Consider the following 17,788-nt stretch of genomic DNA (forward strand, 5'->3'; position numbering starts at 1 on the left):
TGACACCACCGAACCCAGCAGAACTTCCCCATATTGGGAATATTCGAGGTTAGCTCGGACTGTGCCAGACCGATGATTACCGCGAAGACTCTCGCGGTTCGATGAGGGACCGTGTCGAGAAGGGCAGTTTGTGATGGAGCCGCAACCGGTGACGATCCGGCGTGACGACTGGCTGTTGTTACTCGATCGCGGGTGGAAGCGGGCCAGCCCCTGGTCCGAACCGCCCACAGAAGCCGTCATCGGCGGCTGGATGATGGACGAGGGCGGCAAAGCCGGTCCGTTTCAACCGAATCCGGCATATCTTCCCGGTGACGAAGCGACACCGACCGACCCCACAGATGCGCTGCTGCGTTCGATCGCCGCGGGCAATCCCGTCGGCGAGGAACTGCTGGCTCTGATCCGCAACTCGGTGGTCGAGATAGTGTGCGATGAACAGGACAAACCGATTGTGGACACCGCGCCGGACGGTGTTCGGTGTGTGCTCGTAGCCACCGCGGAAGCACAAAAGGTGGACGTGGAGCCCAACCGCTGGTGGCCGGTACTCGGGAGCGAACTTCCCTCGGTGGTTCCCTCGGGAAACGATATCCTGCTCAATCCCGGCGGGCCGGCCCCATTCCGTCTCGCGGCGGAGGTGTTGCGGGGCGCCGACCGAAATCAGTGAGAGCGCTCCGTGTTACCCGTATTCGCCCGGATGGTCGGGCGTCTGGATACAGCTGTCGAGAACGCGGCACGAGCGGTGGCAGGCCGCCTTACAACCACCGGCGCTCATCTGCGGGGGACGGCTGTGCGCCTCGAACACGCCGATGCGGAAGGCGCACTTCCCTTCCGGCATTCGGACACACAACCTGTGGCCCGGCGCATGGTCGGTGCGGATCTTCGTTCAGGACAGTTCGTCCGCTTCCAGGCCGACGACGTCATCACCATTCCCCTGACCGATTCGCGGGGGAACGTCATAGGCGTGTCGTTTCCTTCGAGAAGGGGCGATGTCGGGAGCAAGAAGCGATGGGCGCGTGCGAAATTCAGGTCCAGCGATCACGTGCACTATGCCTTCTGGAAGGAGGATCCGGAGGCGAAGAAACCCAAGTGGGTCTTCGGCCGCCGGCGCGCGGCGCCGTGGGCGGACACCGACCCCGTCTACTCCCATGCGCACGCCGACGCCCGCACGTTCCATGTCTCGATCAAGACGGGGCGTTGGGGATCGAAACCGGTGCAGATCGATGGAGCGACATACGCGGAGTTGCTGGCCGCCAACAAACATTTGGCGCAAGCGCTGGACACGAGAGCGGGGCCATTGGTCCTGCTGTCTTGCAGCCCGGCTCGACCCGGCGGTTCCGCAGCGGCATCGATGTCCGGACACCTGCACAGCCGGACGAACATCGATCGTGACGTGTACGCCGCGAAAGGTGACGTGATGACCCAGACATGGCGCTCGCGCGAGGAGGTCTCAAGTGTCGGCGTCGAGGTGGATTCTTCGGTCGGAGACGCAGCCGACTCCCTGTGGGAAGTTCATCGGGCCCCTCGCGACACCCCCGCGGGGTCCGACGACCAACTCCCGCCCCCGACCGTGCGGAACGAGCTTTGAACTGCGTGTTCGTGGAGCCTAGGGGAATCGAACCCCTAACCCCTGCCTTGCAAAGGCAGTGCTCTGCCAATTGAGCTAAGGCCCCGGGTTTCAGCGGGTGGTCACCTCGTGCCACATGTCCGCGTCGCTGCGCCGGCGCAGTTTGGAGATGCCGAAGAGAACCAGAAGCGCGACACCGGCGGTGAGCAGAAGTTTCATGGTATCCACCCTACTGCGCCGCGGGAAGCGGGCCCAGGAAGGCTCGAGCCGTCGGCGCGATCCTCGCGAGCGCGCGACCCGAATCGAGGCATGGCTGCGCAGAGTCCCGGCAAGCCCCGGGCGGAGCGCTGCACGGCGCCGTCCGGACGGACGAGAACCGCGCGAGCGCCGGCCCGCCGCAGCCACCTCCGCAGATCGGTCCCTGGGGCTGCTATCACCAGCACTCCCCCGCGTTCGCTGACCAGTGCGCGGTCCGCCGAGGTCGGTTGAACCGCGGTGACGATCGCGTACCGGCCCCCGATGACGTCGTCGTAGCGACGACCGTCCTCCAGGACCGCGTTGGGCACCAGATGGCCCGCCCGGCCGCCACCCAGGCGCGGCCGCGCGACCAGCCCGGACCGGCGTAGCGGCGGTGTCTCGCCGCTGGTGACCAGTGCGTGGAAACCGGGTAGGCGGCGCAAGCGCGGAGCGAGGAGGCGGCGCAGCAGGTTGCCCAGTTCACCGCCCTCGGTCATCGCAATGCCGGTGATCTTCGCCAGCCGAATCATGTTTCGCGCGTGTGGTTTTCGTTCGCTCTCGTAGGAGTCCAGCACCTGTTCGGGCAGGTCTCCGGCGAGCACGCCTGCGAGCTTCCAGGTGAGGTTGGCCGCGTCCCGCAGGCCCGCGCCCATGCCCTGGCCGATGAACGGTGGGGTTAGATGGGCGGCGTCGCCCAGCAGGAAGACCCGGCCCGCCCGCCAGCGGTCGGCGAGCTGCGCGCGGAAGGTGTACTCGGCCACCCGGAGCAACTGGACTTCCTCCACCGGAATATCGCCGGTCCAGGGGCGGATCAGCTCGTGAACCCGGCCGATTTCCTCGTAGTCGGCCGCTGCCTCACCGGGACGCAGGCGGAACTCCCATCGATACCGTGTCGTTCCGATGCGCATGTAGGTCGCGGCGCGGAAGGGATCGCAGACCTGATGCACGCCTTCCCATGCTCCGAGGTCGGCCGTGGTGGCCACGTCGACGACCAGCCACCGTTGCTCGAAGTTCAGCTCACGCATCTCGGCGCCGATCGATGCGCGAACCAGGCTGTTCGCCCCGTCGCAGCCCAGGACGTACCGCGCATGGATCGACTCCGCCGCGCCGGTGGTCCGGTCGGTGAAGTCGACCCGGGCGCCGCGGATCTCCTGGGTCACCGCGGTGACTTCGGCATCACCCCGAACAGTCACTCCCCTATGGCGCTGCGCCGCGGTACGCAGAATCGCCTCCAGCTCCGGTTGGTCGAACATGTTCGCGTCCGGGTACCCGTTGCGGCCGCCGGCCGGATCGCGGGGGAATTCGGCGAGCACCCGCAGATCTCGGTCGAGCAGACGCAGGCCGAGCGCAGGCCGGGAGATGGCGTCGAATTCGTCCCCGACGCCCAACCTTCCCAGGAGCCTGCGGATTTCACCGTCCAAGTGCACCGCGCGCGGCTGCGGATAGATGCGCTCCCACCGTTCCAGGACCAGCGACTCGACACCGTATCGGGCGAGCAGTAGGGCCGCGGTGAGCCCGGTGGGTCCGGCGCCGACGATCACGACCGGAACGTTCACCGGGCGGCTCCCAGCAGCGTCACGAGATACACGACGGCGACGAGGCAACCCACGATCGCCGGGGCGAACTCGCGGACGCCGTCGCCGATGCGCACGTGGACGACGACGGCGCCGACCAGCAACAGCGCCAGGCCGATCCCCGCCGCGAGGCCGAGCTGCCACCAGCCGATGCCGAGCAGGAGCCCCAGGGCGCCCGCGATCTCCGCGAAGCCGATGCCCCGGTAGGCGGCGACGGAGTATCCGGTGTGCGTGGCCCGTTCCCGCATCGACGGCACCGCCAGTATCTTCGCCACACCGATCGCCGAGAAGAACACCGCCAGCACCGCGGCGAGCAAGACCGATGCGACGCTCATCGGAGCACCCCGCGTTTCCACGCGAGCGCGTACCGACCCGGAATCACCGCGACAATCCTTTCGCCGCTGGTGTGGTCCAGCTCGACAATGGCGACTTTCGCGCCGTCGTCGACCGTGACCGCGATACTCCCCACTCCGGCCGGCTCGTCCAGGGCGCCGAGAAGATCCCGGCGGGTTGCGTCGGCGCGCGGCGGCCACCGCAGGTCCTCGGTCACCGGTACCTCACCGTGGTGCGCTGACGGCCGAGGTCGATCGCGCCGTCGTCGGTGGCTATCGCGGCCTCGATGACGTCGCCGTCGTGCAGATACTTCGGGTTCTTGGCCTGGTTCTTGAAGAACATCTTCCACTTGACCGCGGGCGGAAGCAGCGAGCCGATGATCTCGACCGGTTTGGGCGGGGCGCTGATCGCCGTGCCGACGGGGGTTCCGGTGAGCAGCAGGTCGCCCGCGTCCATGCGCTGGAAACCGGTCAATGCCCGCAGGGTCTCCAACGGCCGGTAGATCATGTCGGCGACGGTCATGTCCTGACGCAGGCCGCCGTTGACCCACAACCGCAGCCGCAGATCGGTGAACCGTTTCAGCTCGTCGTCTTCCAGCAGCACGAGCACAGGTCCCACGGGGGTAAACGTCGGATACGACTTCGCCTCGTAGAACTGGGTTTTCGGCAACTGGACGTCGCGGGCGGAGATGTCGTTGGTGACCACGAGACCGGCGATGTAGTGGGCCAGGTTGTCGCTCGTGATCTCCGATCCGACCGGCATGTCGCGACCGAACACGAGCCCGATCTCCACCTCGTAATCCAGCAGCCGCACATGCGCGGGCCGGATCACGTCGTCGTGCGGGCCGCTGATCGACCCCGAGGCCTTGCGGAAGAACGTCAGCGGCACCTTCGCCGGATCACCGCCGGAATCCCGGACGTGCGAGGCGAAGTTGGTCATCTGGGCGACCACCCGGCACGGCGCGGTCACCGGCGAGACCGGCGCAAGGCTCTCGACCGGCACGACCTCGCTGCTCGTGGACGCCGCGCGGATCGCCTGCCGATCCGCCAGCAGTTGCCCGGTGGTGGTCGCCATGGTGTCGACCCTGGCCGCGCCCGCGGGTGTGACCACCCACCAGGCGTCGGCGGTGCGGAGAACGGAAATGCTCATGAACCGGCTACTTTCAACAGGCCGCGCAGGCGACGGAGATCGAATTCGTTGTCCTCGCGCAGCGCGTCGACCATCGTGCGCAGCTCGCGAAGGGTTTCCCGGCTCGGTTTGAGGCCGAGGAAGTCTTTGCTGGCAGGCGGCCCCCACTGCGCCAGCCCGGAGGCGGTGAACGGCGCCCAGCCGGGTTCCACCGTGCAGTCGAACATGTCGCCGTCGCTGAAATGCTCGACGAGGAATCCCTCCGGGTCGCGCCAGTAGTCGAAGATCTGGCTGCCCTGGATGTGCCTGCCGATCCCCCACGACCGGTGGTAACCGTGATCTCGCAGGTACTCCCCGCCCGCGGCCATGGCATCCAGGTCGGCGACTTGGTAAGCCGAGTGCACGTACCGGTTCGCCGGGCCGAGCACCAGTGCCAGCGTGTGGTGGTCCGCGGGCGTCCGGCCGCGATCACAGCGGATGAAGCTCATCACCGGGCCGCGCTCGCGTTGCCCCGGGTAGTAGAGGAAGTCACTGACGATCAGCCCCAAGTGCCCCAGGTACCAATCGAGCGTTTCGAGATACCTGGTGGTCTGCACCACCACATGCCCGAGACGCTGAACCCGCGCGGGCACCCGGGGCGGCCGCTGCGTCCGATTGACCCGCGCCACTTCGTGCCCGAAGTTGAACGTATGCGGCTGCTGGGCGGGCAGAGCGGCGAGCTCGTCGGTGTCGGCGACTACCCGCACCCGCAATCCGCTCGGGTCGGTCAGCTCGACGGTCGACCCGCCCACGGTCTCGGGCAGGGGCGCCACCGTGCGGCCTGTGGCCTCGGCCAATCGGAGCAGGTCTGCGGTGTCCGCCGCACGAAAGGCCGGGCCGGCGAACCGTGAGCGCACGCCTCGGTGGATCAGCACGCACGGTGCCTGCGGATCCGCGCCCCGCAAGTACAGCTCGTCTCCGGTGCGGAACGAGGTGGCGAAACCGAACGCGTGCGCGAAGACCTCGGCGCGCTCCAAGTCCGGCTTCTCGAATTCGAGCCACGCCAGATCGTGCACTTTCACGATCGGTTCGCGCGCCCGCCCCGGATGTTCGCCCGCTACCGCGCCGTTCTCGCTGTGCAATCCGCTGTGTGGGTCGTGACGGTCCATCAGCGACCACTCCCTTTCCTTGTCTGACGATATCGTCACATACGACGCGATTTTCAGTCAAGGCATTACTGAGGAATTCGTCATTATTGAACCGCAGCGCTACCATGGTCGGGCGCCGACAGGGAGAGGAGCGGGCATGACCGATCGGACCGAGGTGGAACCCAACCGCCTGGAGCGCCGCAAGGCCCGTACCCGAGCCGCCCTCGTGACGGCGGCCCAGTCGTTCATCGCGACCGGGAAGCCGAACGCGCCGATCCTGGAGATCACCCAGGCCGCGGATGTCGGCATGGGGTCGTTCTACAACCACTTCCAGAGCCGGGAGGACCTGTTCCAGGCGGCGGTGGAGGAAGCGCTCGAGAAGCACGGCGCGGTACTCGACCACTTGACCGAGGGCATGGACGACCCCGCCGAAGTCTTCGCGCAGAGCTTCCGGCTGACCGGCCGTATGCACCGCAGACTGCCGACCCTGAGCAAGGTGCTGCTCAACGCCGGCCTCGGGCTCACCACCTCCGACAGAGGACTCGCACCCCGCGCTCGGCGCGATATCGAAGCCGCGGCTCGCACCGGTCGGTTCCAGGCGCCTGACGCGGAGCTGGCCATGACGATCGTGTCCGGGGCCGCGCTGTGCCTCGGCCAACTGCTGCACGATCACCCCGAGCGCGACGACGCGGCCGCCACCGATCAGGTCACCGAGGACCTGCTGCGCATGTTCGGTATTCCCGCCGACGAGGCGCACGAGATCTGCTCGCGTCCGCTGCCGTCCCTCGACTAGGCCGCCGGAGCACCGGCAGGCGTCACCCGCTGTTGGCCCGGACGGCGCTCGCGGTGAACTCCTTGTCCAGTTCGGTGCCCTCGATGTCGAGATCGGGGACGTAACGTCCGAACCAGCGCGGGTGGTACCACATGCGCTCGCCGATCAGGGCCATGACCGCGGGCACCAACGTCAGCCGCACGACGAAGGCATCGAGGAGCACGCCGATCGCCAGCGTGAGGGCCAGCGGCTTGACGACCGGGTTGTCGACCCAGGTGAAGGCCACGAAGACGGCGAACATGATCAGCGCCGCCGCGCTCACCACCCGGGCCGAGTGTGCCACCCCGTTCTGCACCGACCCGGTCGCGTCCCCCGTGCGGCTGTATTCCTCTTTGATCCGGGAGACGACGAAGATCTGGTAGTCGCTGGAGAGCCCGAAGATGATCGCCAGGATGATGATCGGCAGAAAACTCAGCGTCTGCGCTTTCGTCACACCGAAGAATGCCGCTCCCCATCCCCACTGGAACACCGCGACCTGGACGCCCAGTGCCGCGAAGACAGACAGGATGAAACCGACGATCGAGGACAACGGCACCAGCACGGTGCGAAAGGCGATCGTCAGCAGCACCAGCGCCAAGCCGACGACGACCAGGAGAAAGATCGGCAGCGCCTCGGCCAGCCGGTTGGAGGTGTCGATGTTCGCGGCGGTCGTTCCGCCGATCAGGAAGGTGGCGCCCGTATTCGCCTCGATCCGGTCGCGGTTGTCGCGCAGCCGGGTGACCAGCTGCGCGGTCGCCTCGTCGTCCGGCCCGGTGGTCGGCACGACCTGGATGAGTACCAGGCCGTCACCACTGCCCGCGGGCTGAACCGCGGCGACATCGGGTTCGGCGCGCAACCTGTCCGTCAACGTCTGGGCGGCGTCCGGGGTGGCGGCCCTGGACAGATCGGTCACCATCAGCAGCGGTCCGTTGAAACCCGGACCGAACGAACGGTTGACCAGGTCATAAGCCTTGTGCGCTGTGCTCGATTCCGGCTGCGACTCCCCGCTGGGCAACCCGAGATGGATCCGGGTGACCGGAATCGCCAAGACGATCAGCGCCGCGATACCGAGCACGAGCAAAGGCAGCCGATAGCGCGTGACGAACCGGCCCCAGCTGTGCCCCATCGTGCGCTCCGGTTCGTAGGCCGCGATCCGCGCCACCTCTTCGGCGCGTCCGGGATGCAGCGGCGGCGAGACGAAGCGCGCGACCGTATCGCCTGCGAACCCGAGCAGCGCGGGCAGCAATGTCAGGGCCACCAGCATCGCCACCAGCACGGCGCCCGCCGCGGTCAACCCCATCACCGTGAGGAACGGGATACCGGCGACCGCCAGCCCGCACAACGCGATGATCACCGTCACCGCGGCGAACACGACCGAACTGCCCGCCGTGCCGACAGCCAGGGGTATCGACTCCTCCGCTGCCAGACCCAGCACGATGTTGTGCCGATGCCGGGACAGGATGAACAGCGCGTAGTCGATTCCGCACGACAATCCCAGCATCAATGCCAGGGAAGTCGCCGCCGCGGGCACGTCGACGAACGCGGCCACACCGAGGATCGCGGTCAGACCGATCGCTACGCCGACCAATGCCGTGACGATGGGCAGGCCCGCGGCGACCACCGCCCCGAACGTGATCAGCAGGATGACGAAGGCCGCGGCGATGCCGAGGATCTCCGGCGTCTCGGGCACCTCGGCGGTGAAGCCCGGGTACACCGCTCCGGAGAACTCCACCTCGAGCCCCGCCTCGCGGGCGGGCGCGGCGAGGTGGTCGACCTCATCCAATGTCTGCTCGGTCACCTCCCCCACCTGCACCGAGAACTGGACGCTGCCCAAGGCGACGCGCTGATCGGGTGAGATCGTCTCGGCCTCGAACGGGTCGACCACTGTGGCCACCTGCGACAGCCCGCGCAACCCGGCCATGACCTGCTGGATCTGCGCGCTCGCCTGCGAGTCGGTGACCTTGGCCCAGCCCGGGGTGGCGAACACCACCTGCATCTGCGCGCCGCTGTAGGCCGGCATCCGCTGCTTCAGCAGCGAAACAGCATCCTGCGACTCGGTGTTCGGAATGGTGAAGTTGTCCGTGGTTTTGCCGCCGCTCACCGCGGCGAACCCGATCGCGCAGGCGAGCAGCACCAGCCACACCGCCAGCACCCACCAGCGCAACCGAGCGACCGTGCGGCCGAGGGCGAACAGATACCGAGACATGCGGGTCCTCTCATCGAGCAACCGACAACACATCGAAGAACCGGATCGTGACGCTGCGACCAACCCTAAATGTCCATACCGGGCCGGACAGTGGCATCGCCGCAATCGACCTTCACCTCGGCGCCACAACCTGCCGTTTTGACCATCTCAGCGGGGAGAAGGTACCGTTTCGAGGCGTCTGTACGCGCAAGCCGTGACAGCTGCGGGGCCTTAGCTCAATTGGCAGAGCACTGCCTTTGCAAGGCAGGGGTTAGGGGTTCGATTCCCCTAGGCTCCACTCCTCGAAGGCTCATGCTCGCAAAGAGCATGAGCCTTTGTCGTTCCACGGTTTCGTGAATGCAATCCTCGTACCCCGCCCAGCGGGCTTCCCGGACGTGATCGCGTTGAGTGGTCGTGGTCCGAGTAAGCGCCCACTCAGGTGGTTTTCACGCGTTTCCGAGCCAGCGGGATTCGGATGGTCGACGACCAGATGAAGAGAAGATGGAGTGGGCCTAGGAGGACTTGAACCTCCGACCTCTTCGTTATCAGCGAAGCGCTCTAACCGCCTGAGCTATAGGCCCGTAGTGGTGTTGTTCGCGTGAACAACAACGTGTAGAGACTACACAACAGTTCTCCGATGAACCAAAACGGCTGGTAGAAGCCGTGCGGCCAAGGGAAACGGCCGGCACCCGACCAATGGTGGCGGGTACCGGCCGTCCGTGGATGCTGGACTTGCTTGCTAGTCGGGGTCGGCCAGGGTGACCTGGATACCGCCGACGAGATCGCAGCACTGGTTGTAGATGAAGGTGCCGACGGTGCCGAGCGCGGTGAACAAGACGACGTTGATCAGGCCGATCACGCCCGCGTAACCGAACACGGTGCCCGCGTCGATCAGTCCCACCGAGCCGCTGTCCTGCGACACCATGTCGGTGAACGTGTTGTTCAGCCGCTCCCACACACCCATGCCCTCGAGCACGATGTAGAGCAGGCCGACCGCGAGCATCCACACGAAGAACATCGCCACGCTGATGACGAGCGAGATCTTCAGCGTCGACCAGGGATCGATGCGCCGGATCTGCACCGTGGCCCGCAGCGGCTCCCCGGAGGCGACCGCGGCGACCGCGACCGGAACCGCGGGCGAAACCGGCCCGGCCTGCGGAACTCCTGCTTCGTTCGGCGGCAGCGGGTGCCGGATCTCGGACAGGTCGGGCATGTCCTTGATCAGTTCCGGGCGCGCGATGCTGCGGGTGGGCCCGTCGATGCCGACCGACTTCACCATGGCCGCTTCCTTGCGCGCCGCCTTGGCCGCCAGGTCGGCGGTGGTGCGTGCGTTGGACGTGCCGCCGCCGAGACCCCCACCGCCGGAGTTCGGGCGTCCGGTGACCGGCGCCTGACCGGGACGGTACAGGTTGGACTGCGGCTCCCGCTGCGGCAGCTGCGCCCACCCGTCCTGGTACGGCGACTGTTGCCCGCCGTTGCCTGCGGCGCCGACCGGTTGCTTGTCCTCGCTCTCGGGCGCGGACTGCGGGGCCTGGTTGTTGATCCGCGCCGTCTTCTGGTCGAACCGGTCCTGGCCGTCGCCGCCGGGCGCCAGGTCCGGTGCGCCCTGCTGCGGCGCGAAATCACCCTGCTGGTCGCGGATCTCGCGCTGCTGAGCGTTGTTCGGCTGGTTGCCGCCGGGCTGGTTGCCCGGCTGCCCACCCGGGTGCCCCCCGGACTGCGGCCCGTTCGGCTGGCCCGGGTGACCACCCGGCTGCGCGCCACCGGGGTGACCGCCGGCCTGGCCACCACCGGGGTGACCGACCGGCTGGCCGCTCTGCTGGCCGCCGCCGGGCTGACCGTTCTCGGCCGAGGCGACCGGCCGTGGGATCGGCCGCGGCGGGATCGGTGACGGTGCGATCCGCTCGGTCACACCGTTCGTCTGGTGCCGCTCGTCATTCGGCTGATTCGGAGTGGTCAATGGGAATCCTTGGGTCCGTTCGTTGCCGCCGCTGATGGGTTACTTCTCGGAGGAGTCGGTGTCGCCGCCACCGGAGACCTGATCGGGATCGGGCTCGTCGGCATTGCGCGCGATCGCAAGCAAGGTATCGCCCTCCGCGAGGTTCATCAATCGCACGCCCTTGGTCTGTCGTCCGGCCTTGCGAACCTGCTTCGCCGCCGTCCGGATCACGCCGCCACCGGAGGTGATCGCGTACAACTCATCGTCGTCGTCGACGATGAGCGCCCCGACCAGGGTGCCACGTTTCGCGTCGAACTGGATGGTCAATACGCCTTTACCGCCGCGGCCCTGCGCGGTGTACTCCTCGATCGCGGTCCGCTTGGCGTAGCCGCCGGAGGTGGCGACCAGCAGATATGTGCCGTCCCGAACCACATTGAGCGACAACAGCTCGTCGCTCTCGTTGAACCGCATGCCCTGGACACCGGAGGTGGCGCGCCCCATCGGCCGCAGCGCCTCATCGGTGGCCGAGAAGCGGATCGACTGGCCGAGCGCGGAGACCAGGAGCAGGTCGTCGTCGGCCGAGCAGAGCACCACACCGACCAATTCGTCCTCGTCGCGCAGATTCACCGCGACGATGCCGCCGCTGCGGTTGGAGTCGAAGTCGGTCAGCTTCGACTTCTTCACCAGGCCGTTCCTGGTGGCGAGCACCAGGTATGGCGCGTCGTCGTAGGACTTGATCTGGATGATCTGGGCTATCTTCTCGTCCGGCTGGAAGGCCAGCAGGTTCGCCACGTGCTGGCCGCGCGCGGTGCGGTTGGCCTCGGGCAGTTCGTAGGCCTTGGCCCGGTACACCCGGCCCTTGTTCGTGAAGAACAGCAGCCAGTCGTGCGTCGAGGTGACGAAGAAGTGCTTGACGATGTCGTCCTGCTTGAGCCCTGCGCCCTGCACGCCCTTACCGCCGCGCTTCTGGCTGCGGTAGAGGTCGGTCTTGGTGCGCTTGGCGTAGCCGGTCTCGGTGATCGTGACGACCACGTCCTCGCGAGCGATCAGATCCTCGTCGGCCACGTCGCCGTCGGCGGCGATGATCCTGGTGCGCCGATCGTCGCCGTACTTGTCGACGATCTCGGCCAGTTCGTCGCGGACGATCGCGCGCTGGCGCTCCGGCTTGTCCAGGATGTCCTTGAGGTCGGCGATCTCGGCCTCGATCTTGGCCAGTTCGTCGATGATCTTCTGCCGTTCCAAGGCGGAGAGGCGACGCAGCTGCATGTCGAGAATCGCCGTCGCCTGGATCTCATCGATCTGCAGCAGCTCCATCAAGCCGAGCCGGGCGGTATCGGTGTTGGCCGAACGGCGGATCAGAGCGATGACCTCGTCCAGCGCGTCGAGTGCCTTGACCAGGCCGCGCAGGATATGGGCCCGCTCCTCCGCCTTGCGCAGCAAGTAGCGGGTTCGCCGGATGATCACGTTCAACTGGTGCTCGACGTAGAGCCGGATCATCTGGTCGAGCCGCAGCGTCCGCGGCACGCCGTCGACGATCGAGAGCATGTTCGCGCCGAAGCTCGTCTGCAGCTGGGTGTGCTTGTAGAGGTTGTTCAGCACCACCTTGGCTACGGCATCGCGCTTCACCGTCACCACGATCCGCATGCCCACGCGGTCGGAGGACTCGTCGTGGATATCGGAGATGCCCGCGATCTTGCCGTCCTTCACCTGCTCGGCGATCGAGTTGATGAAGTTGTCGGTGTTGACCTGGTACGGGAGCTCGGTGATGACGATCGTCGTCCGGCCCCGGTTGTCCTCTTCGATCTCGACGACGCCGCGCATCCGGATCGAGCCACGACCGGTCGTGTAGGCGTCGTGGATACCCTGGCCGCCGACGATCAGGCCATGGGTGGGGAAGTCCGGGCCCTTGACGCGCTCCATGCACGCCGCCAGCGTGGCTTCCTCGTCCGCGTCGTAATTGTCCAGCGCCCAGTAGATCGCCTCGGCGAGCTCGTTCAGGTTGTGCGGCGGGATGTTGGTCGCCATGCCGACCGCGATGCCGTTGCTGCCGTTCATCAGCAGGTTCGGCACCCGGCTCGGGAGCACGACGGGTTCCTGGGAACGGCCGTCGTAGTTGGGCGTGAAATCGACCGTCTCATGGTCGATCTCGCGCAGCAGTTCCATCGCGAGCGGGGTCAGGCGGCACTCGGTGTACCGCATCGCGGCGGCGCCGTCGTTACCACGGGAACCGAAGTTGCCCTGACCGTCGACGAGCGGATACCGCAGCGACCACGGCTGGGCCATGCGGACCAGGGTGTCGTAGATCGACGCGTCACCGTGCGGGTGATAGTTACCCATGGTCTCGGCGACCGGGCGGGCGGACTTCACGTAACCGCGGTCCGGGCGGTAGCCGTTGTCGTACATCGCGTAGAGCACGCGCCGATGCACCGGCTTGAGGCCGTCGCGCACATCGGGCAGCGCACGGCCGACGATCACGCTCATCGCGTAATCGATATAGCTGCTCTGCATCTCGTTCTGGATATCGACCGGTTCGATACGGTCGCCCGCACCGCCATTCGGGGGCAGCGTGGTCTCGGTCATGCGGTCTCCTTACCGGGCCTGGCGTGAACAGGGCTGTGTGAACTCACGCCGGCTATACGTCGAGGAAGCGAACGTCCTTGGCATTGCGGGTGATGAAGCTGCGACGCGCCTCGACGTCCTCGCCCATCAGGACCGAGAACAGTTCGTCGGCAGCAGCCGCGTCATCGAGCGTCACTTGACGAAGCACCCGCACCGCGGGATCCATGGTGGTCTCCCACAGCTCCTTGGCGTTCATCTCACCGAGGCCCTTGTAGCGCTGCACGCCGTCGTCCTTATTGATCTTCTTTCCGGCGGCGAGCCCCGCTTCGAGCAGACCGTCACGCTCGCGATCGGAGTAGGCGAACTCCGGATCGCTGCGCTGCCACTTGAGCTTGTAGAGCGGCGGCTGCGCGAGATACACGTGCCCGTGCTCCACCAGCGGGCGCATGAAACGGAACAGCAGCGTGAGCAGCAGCGTGGAGATGTGCTGGCCGTCCACGTCGGCGTCGGCCATCAGCACGATCTTGTGGTAGCGCAGCTTGCTGATGTCGAACTCGTCGTGAATGCCCGTACCGAAGGCGGTGATGATCGACTGGACCTCGTTGTTCTTGAGAACCTTGTCGATACGCGCCTTCTCGACGTTGATGATCTTGCCGCGCAGCGGCAGGATCGCCTGGTACATCGAGTCGCGGCCGGACTTCGCCGAGCCGCCTGCGGAGTCACCCTCCACGATGTAGATCTCGGACTTGCTCGGATCCTTGGACCGGCAGTCGGCCAGCTTGCCGGGCAGACCACCCAGGTCGGTGGCGGACTTGCGCCGCACCAGCTCGCGCGCCTTGCGCGCGGCGACGCGGGCCTGCGCCGAGGAGACCGCCTTGTTGACGATGGTCTTCGCGTCGGCCGGGTTCGCCTCGAACCAGTGCGTGAGGTGCTCGTTGCAGGTGCGCTGCACGAACGACTTCACCTCGGTGTTGCCGAGCTTGGTCTTGGTCTGGCCCTCGAACTGCGGCTCGCCGACCTTGACGCTCACGATGGCGGCCAGGCCCTCCCGGATGTCGTCACCGGTGAGGTTGCCGTCCTTTTCCTTGATGAGCCTCTTGTCTTTGGCGTACTTGTTGACCACTGTGGTCAACGCCGCGCGGAAGCCCTCTTCGTGCGTGCCGCCCTCGTGCGTGTTGATGGTGTTCGCGAAGGTGTGTACCGACTCGGAGTAGCCCGAGTTCCACTGCATCGCGACCTCGAGCTCGTGGCCGGTGCCCTTGCCGGTGAACCCGACGACCGAGTTGTGGATCGGCTGCTTGGTGCGGTTGATGTGGCGGACGAAGTCCTCCAGACCGCCCGGGTAGTGGTAGGTCCGAGTCTTCACCTTGTGCTCGGCGGGCGCGGTGCCCTCCTCGGCGTGCTTGGGCGCCTCCGCGGTTTCGCTGACCACCTCGTCGGTCACATCGGAGTCGCTGACGCGCTCGTCGGTGAGCTTGATGGTCAGTCCCTTGTTCAGGAACGCCATCTCCTGCAGCCTGCGGGCCACCGTCTCGAAGTTGTAGGTGGTGGTCTCGAAGATCTCCGGATCCGCCCAGAAGCGGATGGTGGTGCCGGTCTTCTTGGTCGGCTCGCCTTGGATCAGCTTGCCGGGGATGGCGTCCTTGTAGGTCTGGCTCCAGTGGTAGCCGTCGTGGTCGATCTCCGCTTCCAAGCGGCTCGACAGCGCGTTGACCACGGAGATACCGACGCCGTGCAGACCACCGGACACCGCGTAGGAATCCGAGTCGAACTTGCCGCCCGCGTGCAGCTGGGTCATGACGACCTCGATGGTCGGTATGCCTTGGGCGTGCATCGCCACGGGAATGCCGCGGCCGTCGTCGACCACTTCGACGCCGCCGTCGGCCAGCAGCGTGACCTCGACCTTCGTCGCGTACCCGGCCATCGCCTCGTCGACGGAGTTGTCGACGACCTCCCAGATCAGGTGGTGCAGACCACGCTCACCGGTGGAGCCGATGTACATGCCCGGACGCTTGCGAACCGCCTCGAGCCCCTCGAGAACCTTGATGGAGGAGGCACCGTAGTCCTGCTTCCCGGTCGTTCTGGTCGAACCCGATGCGGTGGAGTCTTTGGCAGCCACTGGTCGGTAGCTCTCCTTACTTGCTGATCCCGGCATAGAGCGATCTGACAGCACGCGTCGACCCTGGTCATTCTCTCGAGAATCAGGGTCCACGCGCGGACTGTGCGGAACGCGCCGAAGGTATCGCCGCTAGTTACGTCACCATCCTACTGGTACACCCAACTTACAACCCACTTCCGACACCCCTCACAGCGCCGTGGATGCGAGAAATCGGAATTCGGCGACTCGGTTCCGCCTCCCGCAGGTTTTGATCCATCAGAAGTGGCCTGAGAGATGCGTCGGCGGCTCACCGCTCCGGATCAGCGCGGGGCGTCGACCCGAGCGATGAACGCGGCGGTGTGGCGCGCCAGCTCTGCGGGGTGGGAGATCGGCGACCAGTGCCGCGCCGGGATCTCGACCCGGGTCAAACACGGCACCCACCGGTCGGCCTCGGCGTTCGCCACGGGCCGCACGGCGCGGTCGCGAGTGGCGACGATCAGCTGGACGGGCACCTCGATCGGGCGAGGCCGCGGATGACGCAGGTGAGGCCGGATGTTCGCGCGGTAGAGCTTCAGACTGTTGAGCATATCGGTGCGCAGCGTCGGCGCCGTTTCCACCAGTGCGGGGTCCAGGCCATCGAAGAACGCGAGGAAACGCGGCCAGCGGCCGGAGAGCACCCGCAGCACCGGATCCGGCAACTTGGGGATCTGGAAGGCGACGGTATAGGCCGAGGCCACGGCTTGGGCCAGGGCGCCGCGCAGCCGCGCCGGGGTGAGCGGACCACGCAGATAGGCGCCGAGAAAGTCCAGGTTGGGGCCGGACACCGAGGTGAAGGACGCGATTACCGATGCGGCGTCCGCGGCGGCGACCGCTTCCCACCCGATCACCGATCCCCAGTCGTGCCCGAGGACGTGCACCCGTTCGCCGGGCGCTACCGCGTCGATGACCGCGCGGACATCGGCCGCGAGTTCCTCGATCCGATAGTCCTCCACCGCTGTCGGCGCCGAGCTGCTGCCCACGCCTCGGTTGTCGAAGGCGATCACGCGATGGCGGCCGCCGAGCCGGGCCCCTACCCGGCTCCACAGCAGATGGGTATCGGGCCAGCCATGGATCAGCAGAACCGGCACACCGTCGGGGTTGCCGCATTCGTAGACAGCGAGTTCGACGTCATCCCGGCGAACCGTCCGAGTCGCGCTCGCCGGAAACGGACCGACCGCCGTGGTGATCGTCATCGAAAAGTCTTTCTGCCCGCACGATTCCGGTCCGGCGTCGCGAGCTGCTCGGTGCGACGTCGAACCGGCGCGTTCCACGTGAAACGCCACTTTCGGAATAAACGTAACACCAAGTATCAGATACTGCTCGCGATGTCAGCCGTAGGTGTCGCGCGGTCCGCGACCTCTGATATGGCGTTCACCCTTGCGCCAGCTCGGCGCGGCAGGCCCCGAGATCTTCAGCGAGGTCACTACGCCCTGGCCCACCGCGGCATTGATCTTCGCCAGGATCTGGCTCTGCAGCATCCGCAGCTGCGTCGCCCACGCGGTCGACTCGGCGGAGACGCTCAGTACGCCGTCCTTCAGGGTGATCGGTGTGGCGTGCGCGGCGATGTCCTCGCCCACCACTTTCGTCCAGCGGCCGAAGACCATGCCCTCGGCCACCTTGTTCGACCACCCGCGGTTCTTGGCGATGGAGCCGGTCAGCCTGGACAGCGGTTGTGGATCGCGCTCGTCGGGGCCGGCGCCGGACCATCCGGTGCGCCTGCGGGCGCCGGGTCGCAGCCTGCGCTGAGGCGAGGAGCGCCCCTGACCGACAGCCTTGCCACTCGCCCGTGCCGCGGCGCGCGCTTCCTCGAGGGCGCGCCGCGCCAGGTCGATGCCGCGCAGTTCGGGCTCCGCTCCTGCGGATTCGGCGGGGCCGGGCTCCGCGGGCTGATCGTTCATCGCCCCCCTCTCTCCGCAGTCGGTCGTTTGTCCCCAGTTTCGATCAAGTTGTCCCCAGCCGTTTCCCGAGGTTGCCAGTACCGGGAATCGTGCGCGCGACACGCCCGGGTAGCCGAGCGAACGATCTGTTCACCGCCCAAATCGTCGGATTCCCGACAGGTTCAGCTGCTTGCTCATCGGTTGCTGAAATAAGTCCCACAGGAGCGGTCACCCCTGGCCGGGCGAGTTTTCCACAGGTGTTGGGGAATCGGGCTCAACTGGGGAGAACTCGATCGGTAGCACCGACGACTGGTCACTGT

General features: G+C 66.7%; 14 protein-coding genes and 3 tRNA genes. 4 read left to right on the forward strand and 13 right to left on the reverse strand.

Translation table 11 applies throughout. The features are described from left to right. Nucleotides 1-148 precede the first annotated feature (148 nt). Together ACGF7Y_RS09950 and ACGF7Y_RS09955 are read left to right on the forward strand one after the other, a co-directional pair. Entirely contained in the window at nt 149-661 is a 513-nt protein-coding gene (locus ACGF7Y_RS09950; RefSeq protein WP_393231591.1) for a type VII secretion system-associated protein, read from the forward strand. Nucleotides 662-784: 123 nt separating this feature from the next. Then, nucleotides 785-1,582, forward strand: coding sequence for a hypothetical protein (locus ACGF7Y_RS09955; RefSeq protein WP_393231594.1), 798 nt, complete (start codon nt 785-787; stop codon nt 1,580-1,582). A gap of 12 nt (nt 1,583-1,594) precedes the next feature. Here ACGF7Y_RS09955 and ACGF7Y_RS09960 read toward each other — a convergent pair. From ACGF7Y_RS09960 to ACGF7Y_RS09985, 6 genes are all read right to left on the reverse strand, one after another. Continuing rightward, nucleotides 1,595-1,667 (reverse strand) — tRNA-Ala (locus ACGF7Y_RS09960). A 109-nt stretch (nt 1,668-1,776) separates the two neighbouring features. Beyond that, nucleotides 1,777-3,354, reverse strand: coding sequence for a bifunctional 3-(3-hydroxy-phenyl)propionate/3-hydroxycinnamic acid hydroxylase (locus ACGF7Y_RS09965; protein ID WP_393231597.1), 1,578 nt, complete (start codon nt 3,352-3,354; stop codon nt 1,777-1,779). Beyond that, entirely contained in the window at nt 3,351-3,707 is a 357-nt protein-coding gene (locus tag ACGF7Y_RS09970) for a DoxX family protein (protein ID WP_393231599.1), read from the reverse strand. The genes ACGF7Y_RS09965 and ACGF7Y_RS09970 overlap by 4 nt, the downstream gene beginning before the upstream one ends. Further along, nucleotides 3,704-3,922 carry a hypothetical protein gene (locus ACGF7Y_RS09975; RefSeq protein WP_393231602.1) on the reverse strand — a complete coding sequence of 73 codons (219 nt, stop codon included), beginning with the start codon at nt 3,920-3,922 and terminating at the stop codon, nt 3,704-3,706. The genes ACGF7Y_RS09970 and ACGF7Y_RS09975 overlap by 4 nt, the downstream gene beginning before the upstream one ends. Continuing rightward, nucleotides 3,919-4,854, reverse strand: coding sequence for a fumarylacetoacetate hydrolase family protein (locus tag ACGF7Y_RS09980; RefSeq protein WP_393231604.1), 936 nt, complete (start codon nt 4,852-4,854; stop codon nt 3,919-3,921). The genes ACGF7Y_RS09975 and ACGF7Y_RS09980 overlap by 4 nt, the downstream gene beginning before the upstream one ends. Then, complete coding sequence (locus ACGF7Y_RS09985) at nt 4,851-5,984, reverse strand: VOC family protein (RefSeq protein WP_393233101.1); 1,134 nt, start codon at nt 5,982-5,984, stop codon at nt 4,851-4,853. The genes ACGF7Y_RS09980 and ACGF7Y_RS09985 overlap by 4 nt, the downstream gene beginning before the upstream one ends. A gap of 133 nt (nt 5,985-6,117) precedes the next feature. On the opposite strand from ACGF7Y_RS09985, the gene ACGF7Y_RS09990 reads away from it, so the two are divergent. Beyond that, on the forward strand, nt 6,118-6,753 hold the full coding sequence (locus ACGF7Y_RS09990; RefSeq protein ID WP_393231607.1) for a TetR/AcrR family transcriptional regulator: 636 nt from the start codon (nt 6,118-6,120) through the stop codon (nt 6,751-6,753). Nucleotides 6,754-6,775: 22 nt separating this feature from the next. Here the strand turns inward: ACGF7Y_RS09990 and ACGF7Y_RS09995 are convergent, their stop codons facing one another. Continuing rightward, the gene (locus ACGF7Y_RS09995; protein WP_393231609.1) at nt 6,776-8,977 is read right to left on the reverse strand and encodes an MMPL family transporter; all 2,202 of its coding nucleotides are present in this window, start codon (nt 8,975-8,977) and stop codon (nt 6,776-6,778) included. Between the two features lie 204 nt (nt 8,978-9,181). Here ACGF7Y_RS09995 and ACGF7Y_RS10000 point away from each other — a divergent pair. Then, nucleotides 9,182-9,254 (forward strand) — tRNA-Ala (locus ACGF7Y_RS10000). A gap of 209 nt (nt 9,255-9,463) precedes the next feature. On the opposite strand, the gene ACGF7Y_RS10005 is transcribed toward ACGF7Y_RS10000, so the two are convergent. From ACGF7Y_RS10005 to ACGF7Y_RS10030, 6 genes are all read right to left on the reverse strand, one after another. After that, nucleotides 9,464-9,537: transfer RNA gene (locus ACGF7Y_RS10005), tRNA-Ile, on the reverse strand. 158 nt (nt 9,538-9,695) lie between these two features. Continuing rightward, nucleotides 9,696-10,916 (reverse strand): DUF3566 domain-containing protein, encoded by a 1,221-nt coding sequence (locus tag ACGF7Y_RS10010; RefSeq protein ID WP_393231612.1) that lies wholly within the window; start codon nt 10,914-10,916, stop codon nt 9,696-9,698. Nucleotides 10,917-10,955: 39 nt separating this feature from the next. Next, nucleotides 10,956-13,475, reverse strand: a complete 2,520-nt coding sequence (gene gyrA / locus ACGF7Y_RS10015; protein ID WP_393231614.1) for a DNA gyrase subunit A — start codon at nt 13,473-13,475, stop codon at nt 10,956-10,958. Nucleotides 13,476-13,527: 52 nt separating this feature from the next. Then, nucleotides 13,528-15,573 (reverse strand): DNA topoisomerase (ATP-hydrolyzing) subunit B, encoded by a 2,046-nt coding sequence (gyrB, locus tag ACGF7Y_RS10020; protein ID WP_357040985.1) that lies wholly within the window; start codon nt 15,571-15,573, stop codon nt 13,528-13,530. Between the two features lie 299 nt (nt 15,574-15,872). Continuing rightward, a complete protein-coding gene (locus ACGF7Y_RS10025; RefSeq protein ID WP_393231616.1) occupies nt 15,873-16,784 on the reverse strand; it encodes an alpha/beta fold hydrolase in 912 nt (303 codons plus the stop codon). A 135-nt stretch (nt 16,785-16,919) separates the two neighbouring features. Next, complete coding sequence (locus ACGF7Y_RS10030) at nt 16,920-17,489, reverse strand: DUF721 family protein (RefSeq protein WP_393231619.1); 570 nt, start codon at nt 17,487-17,489, stop codon at nt 16,920-16,922. Between the last annotated feature and the right edge of the window lie 299 nt (nt 17,490-17,788).

Source organism: Nocardia sp. NPDC047654 (assembly GCF_043205035.1).
In the GTDB taxonomy this organism is placed as follows: domain Bacteria; phylum Actinomycetota; class Actinomycetes; order Mycobacteriales; family Mycobacteriaceae; genus Nocardia.